Annotated in this window: 15 protein-coding genes; 7 read left to right on the top strand and 8 right to left on the bottom strand. The window is 35.2% G+C overall.

All coding sequences use genetic code 11. The annotated features are described in order from the left end of the window. The first annotated feature begins 243 nt into the window (after positions 1-243). Together M983_RS13235 and M983_RS13230 are read left to right on the top strand one after the other, a co-directional pair. Entirely contained in the window at positions 244-783 is a 540-nt protein-coding gene (locus M983_RS13235; protein WP_066751728.1) for an RrF2 family transcriptional regulator, read from the top strand. Between the two features lie 133 nt (positions 784-916). Beyond that, positions 917-2,125 carry an NAD(P)/FAD-dependent oxidoreductase gene (locus tag M983_RS13230; RefSeq protein WP_066751725.1) on the top strand — a complete coding sequence of 403 codons (1,209 nt, stop codon included), beginning with the start codon at positions 917-919 and terminating at the stop codon, positions 2,123-2,125. Between the two features lie 505 nt (positions 2,126-2,630). On the opposite strand, the gene M983_RS13225 is transcribed toward M983_RS13230, so the two are convergent. After that, on the bottom strand, positions 2,631-3,401 hold the full coding sequence (locus M983_RS13225) for an AraC family transcriptional regulator (RefSeq protein ID WP_066751722.1): 771 nt from the start codon (positions 3,399-3,401) through the stop codon (positions 2,631-2,633). A gap of 101 nt (positions 3,402-3,502) precedes the next feature. On the opposite strand from M983_RS13225, the gene M983_RS13220 reads away from it, so the two are divergent. Further along, positions 3,503-4,648 (top strand): multidrug effflux MFS transporter, encoded by a 1,146-nt coding sequence (locus M983_RS13220; RefSeq protein WP_066751719.1) that lies wholly within the window; start codon positions 3,503-3,505, stop codon positions 4,646-4,648. 79 nt (positions 4,649-4,727) lie between these two features. Here M983_RS13220 and M983_RS13215 read toward each other — a convergent pair whose 3' ends face one another. From M983_RS13215 to seqA, 5 genes are all read right to left on the bottom strand, one after another. After that, on the bottom strand, positions 4,728-5,471 hold the full coding sequence (locus M983_RS13215) for a type 2 GTP cyclohydrolase I (RefSeq protein ID WP_066751716.1): 744 nt from the start codon (positions 5,469-5,471) through the stop codon (positions 4,728-4,730). Positions 5,472-5,779: 308 nt separating this feature from the next. Continuing rightward, complete coding sequence (locus M983_RS13210) at positions 5,780-5,986, bottom strand: YbfA family protein (protein WP_066751714.1); 207 nt, start codon at positions 5,984-5,986, stop codon at positions 5,780-5,782. 331 nt (positions 5,987-6,317) lie between these two features. Further along, positions 6,318-6,806 carry a YehS family protein gene (locus M983_RS13205; RefSeq protein ID WP_066751712.1) on the bottom strand — a complete coding sequence of 163 codons (489 nt, stop codon included), beginning with the start codon at positions 6,804-6,806 and terminating at the stop codon, positions 6,318-6,320. Between the two features lie 153 nt (positions 6,807-6,959). Further along, on the bottom strand, positions 6,960-8,600 hold the full coding sequence (gene pgm / locus M983_RS13200; RefSeq protein ID WP_066751710.1) for a phosphoglucomutase (alpha-D-glucose-1,6-bisphosphate-dependent): 1,641 nt from the start codon (positions 8,598-8,600) through the stop codon (positions 6,960-6,962). A gap of 69 nt (positions 8,601-8,669) precedes the next feature. Then, positions 8,670-9,221, bottom strand: coding sequence for a replication initiation negative regulator SeqA (seqA, locus tag M983_RS13195; RefSeq protein WP_066751705.1), 552 nt, complete (start codon positions 9,219-9,221; stop codon positions 8,670-8,672). Positions 9,222-9,681: 460 nt separating this feature from the next. Here seqA and ybfF point away from each other — a divergent pair, with 460 nt between their 5' ends. The 4 genes from ybfF (at position 9,682) to fur (ending at position 12,290) form a co-directional block, all read left to right on the top strand. After that, a complete protein-coding gene (ybfF, locus tag M983_RS13190; RefSeq protein ID WP_066751702.1) occupies positions 9,682-10,470 on the top strand; it encodes an esterase in 789 nt (262 codons plus the stop codon). A 205-nt stretch (positions 10,471-10,675) separates the two neighbouring features. Further along, positions 10,676-10,975: a LexA regulated protein gene (ybfE, locus tag M983_RS13185; RefSeq protein WP_066751734.1), complete on the top strand. Its 300-nt coding sequence runs from the start codon at positions 10,676-10,678 to the stop codon at positions 10,973-10,975. A 154-nt stretch (positions 10,976-11,129) separates the two neighbouring features. Continuing rightward, positions 11,130-11,657: a flavodoxin FldA gene (gene fldA / locus M983_RS13180; RefSeq protein WP_066751699.1), complete on the top strand. Its 528-nt coding sequence runs from the start codon at positions 11,130-11,132 to the stop codon at positions 11,655-11,657. A gap of 186 nt (positions 11,658-11,843) precedes the next feature. Next, a complete protein-coding gene (gene fur, locus M983_RS13175) occupies positions 11,844-12,290 on the top strand; it encodes a ferric iron uptake transcriptional regulator (RefSeq protein WP_066751688.1) in 447 nt (148 codons plus the stop codon). 185 nt (positions 12,291-12,475) lie between these two features. On the opposite strand, the gene chiP is transcribed toward fur, so the two are convergent. Together chiP and glnS are read right to left on the bottom strand one after the other, a co-directional pair. Then, positions 12,476-13,870 carry a chitoporin ChiP gene (gene chiP / locus M983_RS13170; RefSeq protein ID WP_066751685.1) on the bottom strand — a complete coding sequence of 465 codons (1,395 nt, stop codon included), beginning with the start codon at positions 13,868-13,870 and terminating at the stop codon, positions 12,476-12,478. A 657-nt stretch (positions 13,871-14,527) separates the two neighbouring features. Then, the gene (gene glnS / locus M983_RS13160) at positions 14,528-16,195 is read right to left on the bottom strand and encodes a glutamine--tRNA ligase (protein WP_066751731.1); all 1,668 of its coding nucleotides are present in this window, start codon (positions 16,193-16,195) and stop codon (positions 14,528-14,530) included. Positions 16,196-16,213: the final 18 nt, after the last annotated feature.

The raw sequence follows: 16,213 nt of genomic DNA, 5'->3' as shown, positions 1-16,213 counted from the left end.
TTCTGAATATCTTCATTAAATATTCTTCATACATTTATAGTTCATTGAATTTTAATATTTAAATTATTTTTAAATATTAAATGAATAACTGTAATGACTTCTTTTTAAGGAGTAAAGACAAAGAAAAATTATAGAAAAAATCATCCCATACAAACAGAGACTAACTTTGTCTTAGTTTATTGACAACTTAAACAAGGACCTGTATTGTCCTTGTTTATGAGTTGCCTTAAGGAGTTTTAAATAATGGCATATATTACAGTTAGCGTTGAGTATGGTATTCATTGCTTACTTTGGTTAGTTGATAATCCCCAACGTTCACTTAGCAGTAGAGAGCTCGCGGAATTACAAGGAGTTTCTCCAAGCTTTCTTGCAAAAATTTTACCTCGCTTAGAAAAAGCAGGCATTGTGAAAGCGAATGAAGGTATACGTGGAGGTTATCGCTTAGCGCTTCCCGCTGAAAAGATCTCTTTTTTAGCCATTATTGATGCTATTGAAGGATATAAACCACTTTTTGAATGCCAAGAAGTACGGCAACGATGCGCTGTTTTTGATGGAGCACCACCAGATTGGGCGATATCAGATACTTGCTCTGTTCATAAAGTGATACTTCAAGCAGAAAAAGCAATGAGAGATGCATTAGCAACCCAAACATTAGCTGCCGTGGCTTCACGTGTTAATAGGATCACACCCGATAGTTTTATTCATGATGTCAGTAGCTGGATGGATAAAAAAATAGAAACTCGAACAATTCGAACTAGCAAAACGGCACGTAACAAAACTTAAGATTTTTTATCGGTCTTGATTAAAAAATCCGCCTTCTCTTTCTAAATTATTTTCTTTCCATAAGAAAGAGAAGGAATTCCCATTCCAATAGAATCATCTCTATTGAATTATTAATTATTTTAAGGAAGCAATAATGACACAAAAAATAGTCATCGCAGGCTCTGGTTTTTCTGGTTTTTGGGCTGCTATTTCAGCAATGCGCGTCATTGCATTAGCTAAAAAAGAACATGAAATTAAAGTTATTCTTATTTCACCAAAACCTAATGTCACAATTCGACCACGATTATATGAAGCTAAGCTTGAAAATATGTCGCCTAATATTTCAAAACAGCTTGAAGCAGTTGGCGTCGAATATATTGCAGGTAAGGTTAAACAAATTCATAGCGAAAATCATACATTAGCGGTTGAATTAGTAGATAACAGTCAAATACAACTTGCTTATGATAAGTTTATTCTTGCAACCGGTAGTCAATTATTAACCCCACCTGTTACTGGTTTTGCTGAATATGGGTTTAATGTGGACACATTAGAAAGTGCTCAGCAATTAGAAACACATTTACAATCTCTCAAAAATAAGCCTGAAACAAAAGCACGTAATACTGCTGTTGTAGTTGGTGGTGGATTAACAGGCATAGAAAGCGCAGCTGAAATGCCTGATAGACTGAAAGCTATCCTTGGCGAAAATACCAATATTCGTGTATTTATTGTTGATACTGCACCATCAATAGCAGCAGGAATGGGTGAAGCCGCATCCCAAGTTGTTCAACAAGCATTAAAAGAGTGTGGCGTTGAAACTCGTGCTAGTTTACGTGTTGAGCGTTTAGAACGTGATAGCATCACACTTTCAAATGGTGAATGTATACCGACTGATACAGTGATATTAGCAACAGGGGTAAAGGCTCATCCTTTAACTGAACAAATTAAAGGAAACCGAGATATTAGTGGAAGAATTATCTCAGATGATTATTTACATGCTCCAGAAACACCTGATGTATTTGTAACAGGAGATACTGTCAAAGCGGCAACTGATGATCTTGGCAATTATAATTTAATGACATGTCAACATGCATTAAGCCTTGGCCGTGTAGCAGGATATAATGCAGCTGCTGAATTAATTGATATTCCACTACATGCTTATCGTCAGCCTAAATATGTTACTTGTTTAGATTTAGGTCCTTGGGGTGCATTATATACTGAAGGATGGGATCGCCAAGTTCATTTTACCCAAGCTGAAGGTAAAAAAATAAAACAAGAAATTAATACACAGTGGATTTATCCACCAGAATTAAATCGTGAAGAGCTATTTTCTATAGCTAAACCCGACCATGTAATTGTACCTTAATAAAAATAAAAGTATCTCTTTTATTTAGGTTAAATAAAGTATAACTATTCTATAGTTTGGTTAATATTTTAGTATTTATTATATTAAAAATAAACTTTAATAAATAAAATAGAATTACCTCACTGTTAATTTTATATTTGTTTAATTACAAAGATAAAATCATAGTTAAAATATGAAAGGTATCAATAAGATGTATATAAAAAAATTATTTTCTTTGCCACTTTTTTCATTTGGCTTTGAAGGACAAGCGAAAGTTATTAATTTAAATAATTTCATAAAATATCAGTCATTTAAAAATTAGCATTCAGATATGCACCAATTAGAAAATGAAAAACGCTTACCTTGGCACGTTCTTATCATTCACCAATTACAGGTGCAAATAAAAAATAGTTTAATGCAATAAGTATACCTTATTTTTAAATACTCTCGATGCTAAATAAAACGCCTATTTGTGATATAACCTCATTTTAGAGAATATCATTTATAGGCATTTTATTGAAAATAGTTAATTAAATTCATTCTTTAAATATTCTTGGGGTGTTTGCCCCGTCATATTTTTAAAAAATGTAATAAAGGCGCTATCGCTTGCAAATCCTAAAAATTGGCTTATATCGCTATAACGATTATTTGTAGATAATAACTCAATCGCTTTTAATAAACGCCATTGCTGCCGCCATTGCTGGTAACTTAATCCCGTCTCTTTATAAAAGAGTCGTGTTATGGTTTTCTCACTCGCACCTACATATTTCGCCATTTCTTGTAAAAGAGGAGGTAATTCATCAAGTGATAATCGCTGTAATCGTCTATCTGTTGGCATTGATAAATAAGTAGATTGTTGCTTAGATTGTTTTATTTCATCAAAAAAAACAGCTAATAGATTTGCATAGCGACCATCATTCCATTGTGTTTTAAAATCAGCAATTGAAATTAGCTCTAATATTTCTCTTAGAAGTGGAGAAATTGAAAGTATTTTGCTTTCTGTAGGAAAATTATCATAAAACTCATCGGATAAATAGACAGAACGATATCCAACAGATGCATACATTTCCACTCGGTGTATTATTTTAGGTGGTATCCACGCTATTCTCATTGGTGGCAATATTGATACACATGAAGCCAATGTAATTCTCATACAACCAGATTGCGTAAAAAGTAACTGCCCTCTGTCATGAGAATGAAAACCTGAATCATGTTTTCCCATTTCTGCCGCAATACCAACGACAGGCGCGAGATGATCCTCTGGCATAAAATGGTCATATTGATTAAGCCAAGCCATCACTTGTCCTATTTGAAAAATAACATGTCTTTATATAGATAACTAGACATTATTTATCTCTGTATCCTGTCATCAAAATTTAACACATTGGATTAAATAAGATGAACAGAACACTCTCACTATGGTTAGCAATTACGTTAATGATGTTTCCACAAATTGCTGAAACTATTTATAGCCCTGCACTTACAGATATTGCAGACGGTTTTAACGTCGCGGCAAATAAAGCAGGACAAACACTTTCACTCTATTTCTTTGCGTTTGCATTAGGTGTCATTATATGGGGTCGTTTGTGTGATGTCATTGGGCGTCGTCCAACAATGTTAGCTGGGTTATTTATTTATACCTTAGCGTGTATAGGTGTGTTGATGACAAATGACTTTTCAGTACTACTTTTATTACGAATGTTATCGGCATTTGGTGCCGCTGTGGGTTCTGTAGGAACTCAAACTATTATTCGAGATGTATATAGTGGCCATGAATTAGCGAAAGTGTTTTCTATGATGGGTGCAGCCATTGCATTGAGCCCTGCTATTGGCATGTTGAGCGGGTCCTTATTAGTCCGTTATGCAGGTTATCAAGGTGTATTTAGTGGACTTGCATCACTTGCTGTCATTTTATTGTTATGGAGTTTAAAAGTATTACCTGAAACACGTTCACAAACCATGTTATCAACACCAACATCATTAAGAAAAATAGCAATAAAAATGTTAAGTGATAAACATATTATCAAAACCCTCTTTTTGATTGCCTTTTTTAATATCAGTTTGTTTGCTTATTATCAGCTAGCACCCTTTATGTTTGAAAAACAAGGGTATAGTCCAAGCGCCTTTGGCTATAGTGGTTTTGCATTGGCTTTAGGTGTCAGCATTGGCTCTTACATTAATAAAGCCTTACTCAATCATCAATGGCAAAGTCACAAACTTGTTTTATTAGCAAGTATTATCGCCGTATTCAGTGCTATTGGTACTTATTTGTTACGTAATGAGCTTATCTTTATTATTCCAATGATAGCGAGTGTTATTGCTTATGGAATTGCTATACCGAATATTTTAGCGACGGCATTAGCACGATATAAATATTGTTTAGGTACAGCGGGTGCTTTATTAGGATTTTTTTATTATTTTTTAATTGCTGGAGGATTAGCATTAGCAGGATGGGGACAAGATTTAGCGATAACACTCATTATGTGTAGTATCGGCTCGTTTTTTATTGCTTATTTTTATACATCAACCTCTTCAGCACATTAATGTTTAATATCTAAGGATTAAGTTATCTCTGTTACAGATAAAGTAACAGAGATAACTTATTAGCTAAATTTGATTTTTATTAAGCAGGATTATCAATATCAATAAAGGTGACATCTAACCCATATTGATCAGCAAGCCATTCACCTAATGCTTTGATACCATAACGCTCTGTTGCATGATGCCCTGCCGCAAAAAAATGAATTCCCATTTCTCTTGCGATATGGATAGTTTGTTCTGATACTTCACCCGTTACAAAGGCATCTACACCATATTCAGCAGCGTCAAGAATAAAACCTTGTCCACCACCAGTACACCAAGCAATAGTGCGAATAGTATCAGGAGCATTCTCGCCACAATGAAGTACTTCACGTTGAAGTGTTTTTTCTAAACGCGCTTTTAATTCCAAAGGCGTTATTGGCATATCAAATACACCATGAGGAACTAAAGGCATAATTTCGCCTTCAACTCTTACACCCATTTTTAGCGCTAATTGTGCATTATTTCCTAATGTTGGATGTGCATCCAAAGGTAGATGGTAACCATAAAGATTAATATCGTGAGAGAGTAATGTTTTTAAACGATTACGTTTCATAGAACGAATAACCGTAGGCTCATTTTTCCAAAAATAACCGTGGTGCACTAAAATAGCATCAGCCTGTAATTTAACCGCTTCATTGAGTAATGCTTGGCTTGCTGTTACACCTGTGACTATTTTCTGAACATGTGGGCGACCTTCTACTTGTAATCCATTCGGTGCATAATCTTGAAATTGTTCAATACTAAGTTTTTCATTAATAACACGCTCTAATTCAGTGTTTTTCATCTTATTATTCTCCCTAAGATAATTATCATCCTCAATTACACAATAAAAAACGCAATATTAATATATTGAATGTTTATTTAATTGATTAGGATTTCAGATATACATTTTCATTTATTGTCACGCAAATTGTAACGTAAAAAGAGCGAGTTATTCACAGATAGTAAAAAGAAGTCAGTTATATACTATAAAGCGGTTTGATGAGATAAAAATAACGCCTGCATTTTAATTGCAGGCGCTATTTATAAAAGAGGGTAACTACATATGTTGTTTAAATATCGTTATTTTGACTGTGTTTTGTCTTAATAAGATTATTTTCTAATTGCTAGCGCCATTTCAGACTGTGCTAACCAAACCGGTTTATTGCTTGTTTTAGACCATACACGGTGTAAATAGCTATAAAATTGCGCGCGTTTTGGATGAAAAAGCATGACAGGAAATGCCAAAACACCTAACGCAATAGCGCCTGTACGACGAGCTAAAATATGACTTTTAGTGTAGGAATTGTAAGCTGGCATAATGTTCTCCTGCATATAGAGTAATCTTAATGATGAAATTTTACCCCACAATATGAAATTTTACTACTGATCAGACCACTTATTTTGTGCTAAAAATCACCTTTATTTTTATTGATATGTAATTCAATTTCAAAATAAAAACAAAAAAGAAACAAAATAACTACATTTATTACCTAAAAATAACAATTAGTGAAAATAAGAAATAAGGAGGGGTTACAAAAAGAGGAAGTAGAAGAAAAAATTTTCTTTTTCAACAAAAGTGAACAATTTACACTTTTGTTGAAAAGCTAACATTAAATAGACAAGCGTTCTTATAATACTATTGAGTATATTATTTCTTAGCGACTTTACTTGTACCGTCACCACGTAGAGTGACCGTTAATCCTTTTAAAAAGTATCTTAGTAACTGATCACCGCAGTTGCGATAGTTTTTATGTCCTGGTTTGCGAAAAATTGCACTGAGTTCTGGCTTTGATACATTAAAATCAGCACGTTTATAAATTTCAATCATATCAACATCTTTTAATTCAAACGCAACGCGTAATTTTTTTAAAATGATATTATTTGTGATACGTTTTTCAACTTCAGGAACAGGATGGCTTTCATCTTTTCCACGACGATAAAATACTAAACCATTTAAAAAATGTCCCATTGTATTATCATCACATTCCACAAATTCAGGTTCATCATCCTTTTTTAGCCAATGATTAACTTGCTCTTTTGTTACCGTTAAATCAGCGAGTTTCATTATTTGCACAACATGCCCATCACTTAAATCCAGCATGTAGCGTACACTTCGTAAAACATAATTATTTTGCATTTGATTGAATATCCAATTTTTGTTCTAAGCCAACCTCAATGATGGATATCAATGCTGTTGTCTAAAAAGATGAATGATAAATAATGAAAAAAATACACTCCGCTAATTTAGCAGAGTGTATAAAAAGAATTTCGATAATATATATGCTAACAGTTATTTATTGGCAAAAACATTATTAACAATTTCGATAGCTTCTTTTTCGATAAGCTCACGATGCTCAGGACCACGAAAGCTTTCGCAATAAATTTTATAAGCTTCTTCAGTACCTGATGGTCTAGCCGCAAACCAACCATAATCGGTCATCACTTTTAAACCACCAATAGCAGCACCATTACCTGAAGCATGTGTTAAGCGTTCTGTAATAGGATCACCAGCTAATGTGCTCGCTTTCACCATTTCAGGCGATAGACGTGATAATAACGCTTTTTGCTCATGAGTTGCAGAAGCTTGAATACGATTATAACTAGGAGATCCAAAACGAGTTGCTAATTCATTATAATGTTGTTGAGGATCTTTGCCGGTTACTGCCGTCATTTCAGCAGCTAACAGACATAAAATAATGCCGTCTTTGTCGGTGGACCAAGGTTTGCCATTAAAACGTAAGAAAGAAGCACCCGCGCTTTCTTCACCGCCAAAGCCAAATTCACCACTGAATAAGCCTTTAACAAACCATTTAAAACCAACTGGTACTTCAACTAATTCGCGTCCTAAATCAGCAACAACGCGGTCGATCATTGCACTTGAAACAAGTGTTTTACCGACTTTGACATCACTAGACCATTGCGGACGATGGCTAAAAAGATAATTGATAGCAGCGGCTAAATAGTGGTTGGGATTCATTAAACCTGATGGCGTGACGATACCATGACGATCGTAATCAGGGTCATTAGCAAAGGCTAAATCAAATCTATCACGTAATTGTAATAATCCTGCCATTGCCCAAGGTGAAGAGCAATCCATTCTGATAACACCATCATGATCTAGCGTCATAAAGCGGAAAGTTTGATCGACTTGTTCATTCACTAATTCAAGATCAAGCTCATAATATTCGCCAATGCGTTTCCAGTATTCAATACCTGAGCCACCAAGAGGATCAACACCTAATTTTAATCCTGCTTTTTTAATTGCGTTCATGTCAACAACATCACCTAATGCTTTGACATAAGGCATAATTAAATCATGCTCTTGAATATATCCACTTGCTAATGCATCATCAAAAGAGAGGCGATTAACGCCGACAAGTCCAGCTTCAAGCAATTCATTTGCGCGCTTTTCAATAACAGAGGTTAAATCTGTATCAGCAGGTCCACCATTAGAAGGATTATATTTAATACCACCATCTTCAGGTGGATTATGGGAAGGCGTGATAACAATACCATCAGCAATATCTTGATGTGTCTCGTTATAAGTCAAAATAGAAAATGATATTGATGGCGTTGGTGTATAACCATTATTTTCTTGAATAATAACGTGGACTTTATTAGCAGCAAAAACTTCTAGTACTGAAATAAACGCAGGCTCAGAAAGCGCATGTGTATCTTTACCCACATAACACGGGCCTGTTACACCATTTTTAGCGCGCACTTCAGCAATAGCTTGTGCAATAGCAACAATATGATCTTCATTAAAACTATGTCGTCTTGCACTTCCACGATGACCAGATGTACCGAATTTGACACGGTGAGCATTGTTACTCGCCTGTGGTTTTAGCGAATAATATTGTGACGTTAATTGTGCCACATTAATCAGATCATTTTGGCAAGTATGTTGCCCTGCTCTTGAATGGATAGCCACGAATCTTCTCCTATTTGACATTACAACCACATGTTAATAAGTCATTGCAATGAATCAATAATATAAGTGTTAGATAGTTCCACACACTTTATCAATTTCATTCGCTGGGAATTTCATATCCTGCATGATTATCTGCACCATACTTCTTTTACGCTCTGTATTAGAGTTGGTAATAACCCAAAATGGGGTACCTGAAATATGACGAGGCTTGGTATGACGTCCACTATCAAGTAATGTCTGTTCATCACCAGCGAAATAAGTACGAGTTCGTCCATGTACCGTTTCTGCTGATTGAGTAAAGGTTATGCTATCTATGTGATATAACGTAGACAGGATCTGCAAAAAGCGATCAACTGACTTTGTTTTTTCTGCATAACTATCAGATAACAGCAGTTCACGTATTTCACGAACCGGATTTTTTGCTGGTGTGACAGATTTAGGCTCAGCATCTTGTTTTTGAGCAGGCGCTTGTACTGACTCAGTGACAATGACTGGTTGTACGGGCTGTGTTGCGTCCATTTTCAATAAACGCCTTAAAATATCTGAAGCGCTTTCACCGATATGTCGAGTTTCGCTGGCAATATAGCGGTAAAGTTCGTCATCAATTTCTATCTTTTTCATTGCTACCCAGTACTGTTTTAAAAAAAAGTATTGAAGATTATAAGATATAATCTTTAAAAACAAAACAAGTAAAATTTCAATAACTTAAAGCGTATTCATTAAAAATTTACGCATATTAAGATCTTAGCAGAATATTTACCTAGTTGTTTCTATAGAGAAAGTCCACTATTCTTTAAATTAAATGAGTACAAAATCTGTTTTGTATTCTCTTAAATCGTGTCACACCACCATCCAAATAATATAAAATACTGTAATATTATCTTTGTCTTATGTCAAAATTTTAAATATTGATATTAATTTGAAATTATATTCTATTAAATTGACTTTTTGCAGAATATTATAAAATAAGTTTTCTTTTTATTCTTTTCTCTTTTAGATTCATCGTATTATTGCCAGAAGTTGGCTAACTACACCGTACATGTCATCATAGGCAAAAATTGCACTCCATTTGGCTATCAATATGAAACTCAATACATTATTAAATTATCAATTACATCAACCAGAAATAATATCTGCCTCAAAAGATCCAATTGTGTTGATCCACGGTCTTTTTGGTGATCTTCATAATTTAGGTGTACTAGGGCGTGATTTACGTCAAGATCATATCGTCGTACAAATTGATGTGCGTAATCATGGTCATTCTCCTCATAGTGATACAATGAGTTATCAAGATATGGCACAAGATGTGTTAACACTGCTTGATAATTTAAATATTCCAAACGCGATTATTATTGGTCACTCTATGGGTGGCAAAATTGCTATGGCAATGACAGCATTAGCACCAGAGCGTCTTGATAGACTAGTGGTTATTGATATGGCACCGGTGGCTTATCATGAACATCGTCACAAGCAAATTTTTGCAGCACTTGAAGCCGTAACGCAAGCAGGTGTGACACAACGCCAAGATGCAACAAAAATCATGTCAAATTATATAAAAGAAGCGGGCGTTATCTCCTTTTTATTAAAATCATTTAAAAATGGTGGTTGGCTTTTTAATTTACCCATATTAAAGAGAGCCTATTCTGATATTATTGGTTGGCAAGATGTTCCTGCTTGGTCTCACCCTATTCTCTTTATTCGTGGCGGTTTATCGCCTTATATTATTGATGAGTATCGAGATAATATTGCTCGCCAATTCCCTCTTGCAACCGCATTTGTTGTTGCTAATACCGGACATTGGGTACATTCAGAAAAACCAGAAACAGTGATTAAAATAATTCGTCGCTTTCTTGATAAGTCATTTTCTTAATCACGAAAAATCATGTAAATTCTCGCTTTTAATAAAATAATAGATTGAAACTGTATAATTATTATTCTTTATCTCGTGATAGCGCAATAAAATGCCAAATCACAATATGTTAAGTACATGAAGCAGTGGCAGGACACCTTTATGTGGGGTATTATTGTCCGTTTCAAATTTAGTCATTGGTATACGCCCTTTCGCAGCAAATTTTATGGCAAAAGAACAAACTGATCGCACCACGCTGGATTTGTTCGCAGATGAACGCAGACCTGGGCGACCCAAAACAAACCCGCTTTCTCGGGATGAACAGCTTAGAATTAATAAACGTAATCAATTACGACGAGATAGAGTGAATGGTTTACGTCGAGTTGAATTGAAGTTAAATGAAGATGCGGTAAATGCATTGAATGAGCTAGCGACAGCAAAAAATGTGAGTCGCAGTGAACTTATTGAAGAGATATTACTAGAGCAATTGGCGCAAACTCACGCCTTAGATAAACAGCAAAAATAGAATAGTCAGCAGGAAAATCACACAAATTCGACAGAATTACCCTGCTCTTTTCGTCAAAATACGTTTTTAGTTTTAATCATGAAACATGATGTTTATCTATTACTGGTAATTATCGAAACACAGACAAATAGAATAAAAGAGGTTATCTCACTTTATGGCAATCATAGGTATATTCTTCGGCAGTGATACCGGCAACACTGAAAATATTGCCAAAATGCTTCAAGAAAGACTGGGCGTAGATAATGCAGAGGTTCATGATATTGCAAAATCCAGTCAAGAAGATATCGAGGCATTTGATATTCTGTTACTTGGTATCCCTACTTGGTATTATGGTGAAGCACAATGCGATTGGGATGATTTTTTCCCAACACTAGAAGATATTAATTTTGAAGGCAAACTGGTTGCACTATTCGGTTGTGGCGACCAAGAGGACTATGCAGAATACTTCTGTGATGCAATGGGCACAATTCGCGATATTATCGAACCTCGTGGTGCTATTATTGTGGGTCACTGGCCAACAGAAGGTTATCATTTTGAAGCCTCTAAAGGGCTTGCAGATGATAATCACTTTATCGGACTTGCTATTGATGAAGATCGCCAACCAGAATTAACAGAAGAGCGTGTTGATGCTTGGGTTGCTCAAATTAAAGAAGAAATGGATCTAGGCGAAATACTAGGTTAGATTAAATTTCAATATTGAGAATGATAATTATTCAATTGCGTGCTAAAATAGTGTGATAGGTAGGGTGTTAATATTTATCTATCATGCCTATAATCATTAAGGTTATTCATAACCTCGATGTAAACATACATACAATATTTGTGAGCACACAATTAAATTCACCATTAGCAACAGGATTAAATCCGCATGACCGACAATAATAAAGCGTTAAAAAATGCTGGGTTAAAAGTTACACTTCCTCGCTTAAAGATCTTGGAAGTGCTCCAGGATCCTGAGTGCCATCATGTCAGTGCAGAAGATCTCTATAAAAAACTTATCGATATCGGTGAAGAGATTGGTCTAGCAACAGTGTACCGCGTTCTAAATCAATTTGATGATGCTGGTATTGTTACTCGACATAATTTCGAAGGCGGTAAATCAGTATTTGAATTAACTCAACAACATCATCATGATCATTTAATCTGTCTTGATTGTGGTAAAGTTATCGAGTTTACCGATGAAGCAATTGAAACTCGTCAAAAAAATATTGCACAACGCCACGGTATCAAACTTTCCAATCATAGCCTTTATCTTTATGGCCACTGTGCTGAAGGCAATTGTAAAGAAGATACTCACGCGCATGATGAGAAATAATTCATTCTGGATAATTCCCATGTAAAAAAAGGAACTGTTATCAGTTCCTTTTTTATTACTTTTTCAAACGACACATCGACTCAATACAATAAAACCGTCTACATTATCTATTATTTTTAGTATTTTTTCTTATTAGGGATAAAGTGCATTAAATACACTTTATCCCTAGAAAGTTATTTTCTATATTAAAAAATAGTAAATGGCATTATCACGTTAAATTTAACGTCTTTCTCATCTTGGAAAATATTCCCAAAGCCACCATCATAACTTGGAATATCAGAATGATTATCATAGCGTGTGTAATGAAGTTTAAAGAGCGTTCCTTTTGCACGACCTTCTTGCACTGTATACATAATATCGGCATTCCATGCACTTTCTCTTATACGTTGGTTTTGATCAAAAATATCTTTACCACTTGGTTTTGCATCCCATGCATAAATATAAGAGGTTCCTACAGCCCAACCAGAGAGATCCCAATTTTTTAGATCGTAGACAACACCGGCATACAGTGCTTTTTCACCATTAGCATTAAAGTCAGAACGACCATCCCACCATATATCAAGACGGCCATTAGATGTTGCCCAACCAGGTGTCATGCGTTGTAAAAAATACCCCTGATTACCTTCAGCTTTAACCCATGTACCTTCAACTTTAAAATCAAATACGTTGTAGGTATAACCGAATGTGACGGCTTGTAACCATGCTAGACCATCATAAACATCATTTACACCACCCCCACTAACTTTGTCTTTAGCACCATAAAATTGATAGGACGTTTTTAATGGATTATCACTGATTGGGAAATCATAAGAGATTTTGCCAAAATATTGATCTATATAACTATCAGCTTGCCCAAATGCCGCTTCTAGCACTAGGCTATTTTTAAAATCGTATTTAGCACCAAAAGAGTGAAGATAACTGATATTTGTTTCCAAATCCGCTTTGCGGAAATTATACATATCTCGATACCACGGGGCTTTATATTCATCAGTCCACATATATGAGAAAGATAATTCACCACTCTTATCAAAATCGAACACAGCACCGGCTTCAGCACCGCGGTATGTTCCTGGTAAGAAGCTCCAATGAGGGCGTAGTAATGTTTGCCCTTTAGGCTGAATATAACCGCCTTGAGCCCAGAAATTACCCAGCTTAAACTTAGCCGCAGCTTTATAAATGCTCACGCCACTGCGGTCGCCAGTCCACTTTTCATCCCAACGTGTTTTAGCGTCACTAAAACCAATTTCATTAGGTGCAGCGGGTCCACTGTTATTGAGTTCTACAGCACCAAAAGCTGCAAGATCAAGACCGATAAAATCGCCTAAATAACCAGAAGAGAAATCTAAATTTGCATTAGCAGAAGAGTGATGGAGATTGGCTTTGTATTTACCATGATCAGGACTTCCTGGCTCAACTTGCTTTCTATCACGATCACGTTGCCAATAATAGAGCCCACCCGTTAAGGTTGAGTCATCAATAAATCCTTGAGCGTAAGATAATTTTGCAGGTAGTGCAGTTACAAGCAATGCGCCCATAACGGCAAGTGCCACCCTGCCTGGTTTAGCGTGTTGCATAACCATAGCATTGGTTCCTCTTTGACTTTGACTAAAAAGAAATAAGCACAATGCCTATTTCACAATATAAAAACTCCAAATGGAGAAAAAAACCTAAATTAGGTTACCAACAGCTTATTTTTCGCGACGCGAATTATCAACCAAAAAAAAATAATTTTTGTCAAAATATGACCAAGGGCACATTACTTATTCTCTATTCTTTTTTTATTCGTATAATAGGAAATAACTAATTAATTGATTTAAAAGGAATTAATAGAATTATTTTCATATTCTTAAAATTTATTTTCATAAATAAAAATAATAAATAATTCTTATGTTAAAACTTATTTAAGTTAATAAAATATGTGAGTTAAATCACAGTGTTTTATATTCTAAGATATGTAATACAGATAATTGAATTAAAATAAAAATAATTCAATATTGCTTTATGTTATTCAATCAAAATAAAACAAAATAAGATTAAAAAATACAAATAAAATCTATAAGTACTGATAACTATAATTATTTTTATCTAGCAATTTTTTTAATTAATAGATGAGAATTTTAATAAAATAGGGAAATATGAAAGGAAAATAGAGAAAAAAAATGCCCGATACGATATATCGAGCATTTTCTATTTATATGACTAGGCTATTTAGCCTAAATCATCATACTTAAGCATGATCAACCTTGTTGAGAAATCTTAGCCCAAGTATCACGTAAACCAACAGTGCGGTTAAAGACTAATTTATCTTCTGTTGATAACTTATCAGCACAGAAATACCCTTCACGTTCAAATTGATAGGCTTTTTCAATGGTGGCAAATTTTAAGCTACGTTCTACAAAACCTTCGCGAATAACGAGAGATTCAGGGTTAATAGTTGATAAGAAATCATCTTCAGATGCTGGATTTGGCACACTAAATAAACGGTCATAAAGACGAATTTCTGCAGGTAATGCATGCATTACACTCACCCAATGAATAACGCCTTTTACTTTGCGTCCATCAGCAGGATCTTTATTTAACGTATCAGCATCATAAGAGCAGTAAATTGTTGTAATTTCGCCTTGTTCGTTTTTCTCAACACGCTCAGCTTTAATCACATAGGCATTACGTAAACGCACTTCTTTGCCTAATACGAGGCGTTTATATTGACGGTTCGCTTCTTCTTTAAAATCAGCACGATCAATATATATTTCACGGCTAAATGGAACTTCACGCGTTCCCATTTCTGGGTTATTCGGGTGATTAGGTGCCGTTAAAATCTCTTCGCCTTCTGGCATATTTTCAATCACTAGACGAACAGGATCGATAACCGCCATAGCGCGAGGTGCATTCGCGTTTAAATCATCACGAATACAAGACTCTAACGATGCCATTTCTACGTTATTGTCTTGCTTAGTAACACCAATACGTAGACAGAACTCACGAATAGACTCAGACGTGTATCCACGACGTCGTAAACCAGAAATAGTTGGCATACGAGGATCATCCCATCCTTCAACAATACGCTCTGTCACAAGCTGATTAAGCTTACGTTTAGACATCACTGTATATTCAAGATTAAGACGAGAGAACTCATACTGACGTGGATGACAAGGAATAGTAATGTTATCTAATACCCAGTCATATAAACGGCGGTTATCCTGAAACTCTAATGTACAGAGAGAATGCGTGATATTTTCCAAAGCATCAGAAATACAATGGGTAAAATCATACATTGGATAAATACACCATTTATTTCCTGTTTGATGGTGTTCTGCAAACTTGATACGATAAAGAACAGGATCACGCATCACAATAAAAGATGACGCCATGTCGATTTTAGCGCGTAAACACGCTTTCCCCTCTTGGAATCCACCATCACGCATTTTTTCAAATAACGCTAAGTTTTCTTCTACGCTACGTGAGCGATAAGGGCTATTTTTACCTGGCTCTTTCAATGTACCGCGATATTCACGAATTTCATCAGCACTAAGCTCATCTACATAAGCCAATCCTTTATTTATAAGCTCAATCGCGTATTGATAAAGTTGGTCAAAATAGTCAGAGGAGTAATGAATGTTGCCATCCCATTGAAAACCTAACCACTGAATATCTTTCTGAATCGAATTGATATATTCAATATCTTCTTTCACTGGGTTGGTATCATCAAAACGTAAATTACATTTACCTTGATAATCTTGTGCAATACCAAAATTTAAGCAAATTGATTTTGCATGGCCAATGTGAAGATAACCATTAGGTTCAGGGGGGAAACGAGTGTGAACACTGTTGTGTTTCCCTATAGCTAGATCTTCGTCGATTATTTGACGAATAAAATTAGTTGGGCGGGCATCTGCCTCATTCATGGTCATTTTTTCCTCAAA

This window comes from Proteus myxofaciens ATCC 19692 (genome assembly GCF_001654855.1).
GTDB lineage: Bacteria > Pseudomonadota > Gammaproteobacteria > Enterobacterales > Enterobacteriaceae > Proteus > Proteus myxofaciens.
The sequence above is the reverse complement of the archived record's forward strand: the minus strand, read 5'-3'. Positions and strand labels throughout refer to the sequence as shown.

What these genes read in the sequence shown, in the direction of transcription:
- M983_RS13235 (WP_066751728.1), top strand. Translation starts at nt 244, where the DNA reads ATGGCATATATTACAGTTAGCGTTGAGTATGGTATTCATTGCTTACTT.
- M983_RS13230 (WP_066751725.1), top strand. Translation starts at nt 917, where the DNA reads ATGACACAAAAAATAGTCATCGCAGGCTCTGGTTTTTCTGGTTTTTGG.
- M983_RS13225 (WP_066751722.1), bottom strand. Translation starts at nt 3,401, where the DNA reads ATGGCTTGGCTTAATCAATATGACCATTTTATGCCAGAGGATCATCTC.
- M983_RS13220 (WP_066751719.1), top strand. Translation starts at nt 3,503, where the DNA reads ATGAACAGAACACTCTCACTATGGTTAGCAATTACGTTAATGATGTTT.
- M983_RS13215 (WP_066751716.1), bottom strand. Translation starts at nt 5,471, where the DNA reads ATGAAAAACACTGAATTAGAGCGTGTTATTAATGAAAAACTTAGTATT.
- M983_RS13210 (WP_066751714.1), bottom strand. Translation starts at nt 5,986, where the DNA reads ATGCCAGCTTACAATTCCTACACTAAAAGTCATATTTTAGCTCGTCGT.
- M983_RS13205 (WP_066751712.1), bottom strand. Translation starts at nt 6,806, where the DNA reads ATGCAAAATAATTATGTTTTACGAAGTGTACGCTACATGCTGGATTTA.
- seqA (WP_066751705.1), bottom strand. Translation starts at nt 9,221, where the DNA reads ATGAAAAAGATAGAAATTGATGACGAACTTTACCGCTATATTGCCAGC.
- ybfF (WP_066751702.1), top strand. Translation starts at nt 9,682, where the DNA reads ATGAAACTCAATACATTATTAAATTATCAATTACATCAACCAGAAATA.
- ybfE (WP_066751734.1), top strand. Translation starts at nt 10,676, where the DNA reads ATGGCAAAAGAACAAACTGATCGCACCACGCTGGATTTGTTCGCAGAT.
- fldA (WP_066751699.1), top strand. Translation starts at nt 11,130, where the DNA reads ATGGCAATCATAGGTATATTCTTCGGCAGTGATACCGGCAACACTGAA.
- fur (WP_066751688.1), top strand. Translation starts at nt 11,844, where the DNA reads ATGACCGACAATAATAAAGCGTTAAAAAATGCTGGGTTAAAAGTTACA.
- chiP (WP_066751685.1), bottom strand. Translation starts at nt 13,870, where the DNA reads ATGGTTATGCAACACGCTAAACCAGGCAGGGTGGCACTTGCCGTTATG.
- glnS (WP_066751731.1), bottom strand. Translation starts at nt 16,195, where the DNA reads ATGAATGAGGCAGATGCCCGCCCAACTAATTTTATTCGTCAAATAATC.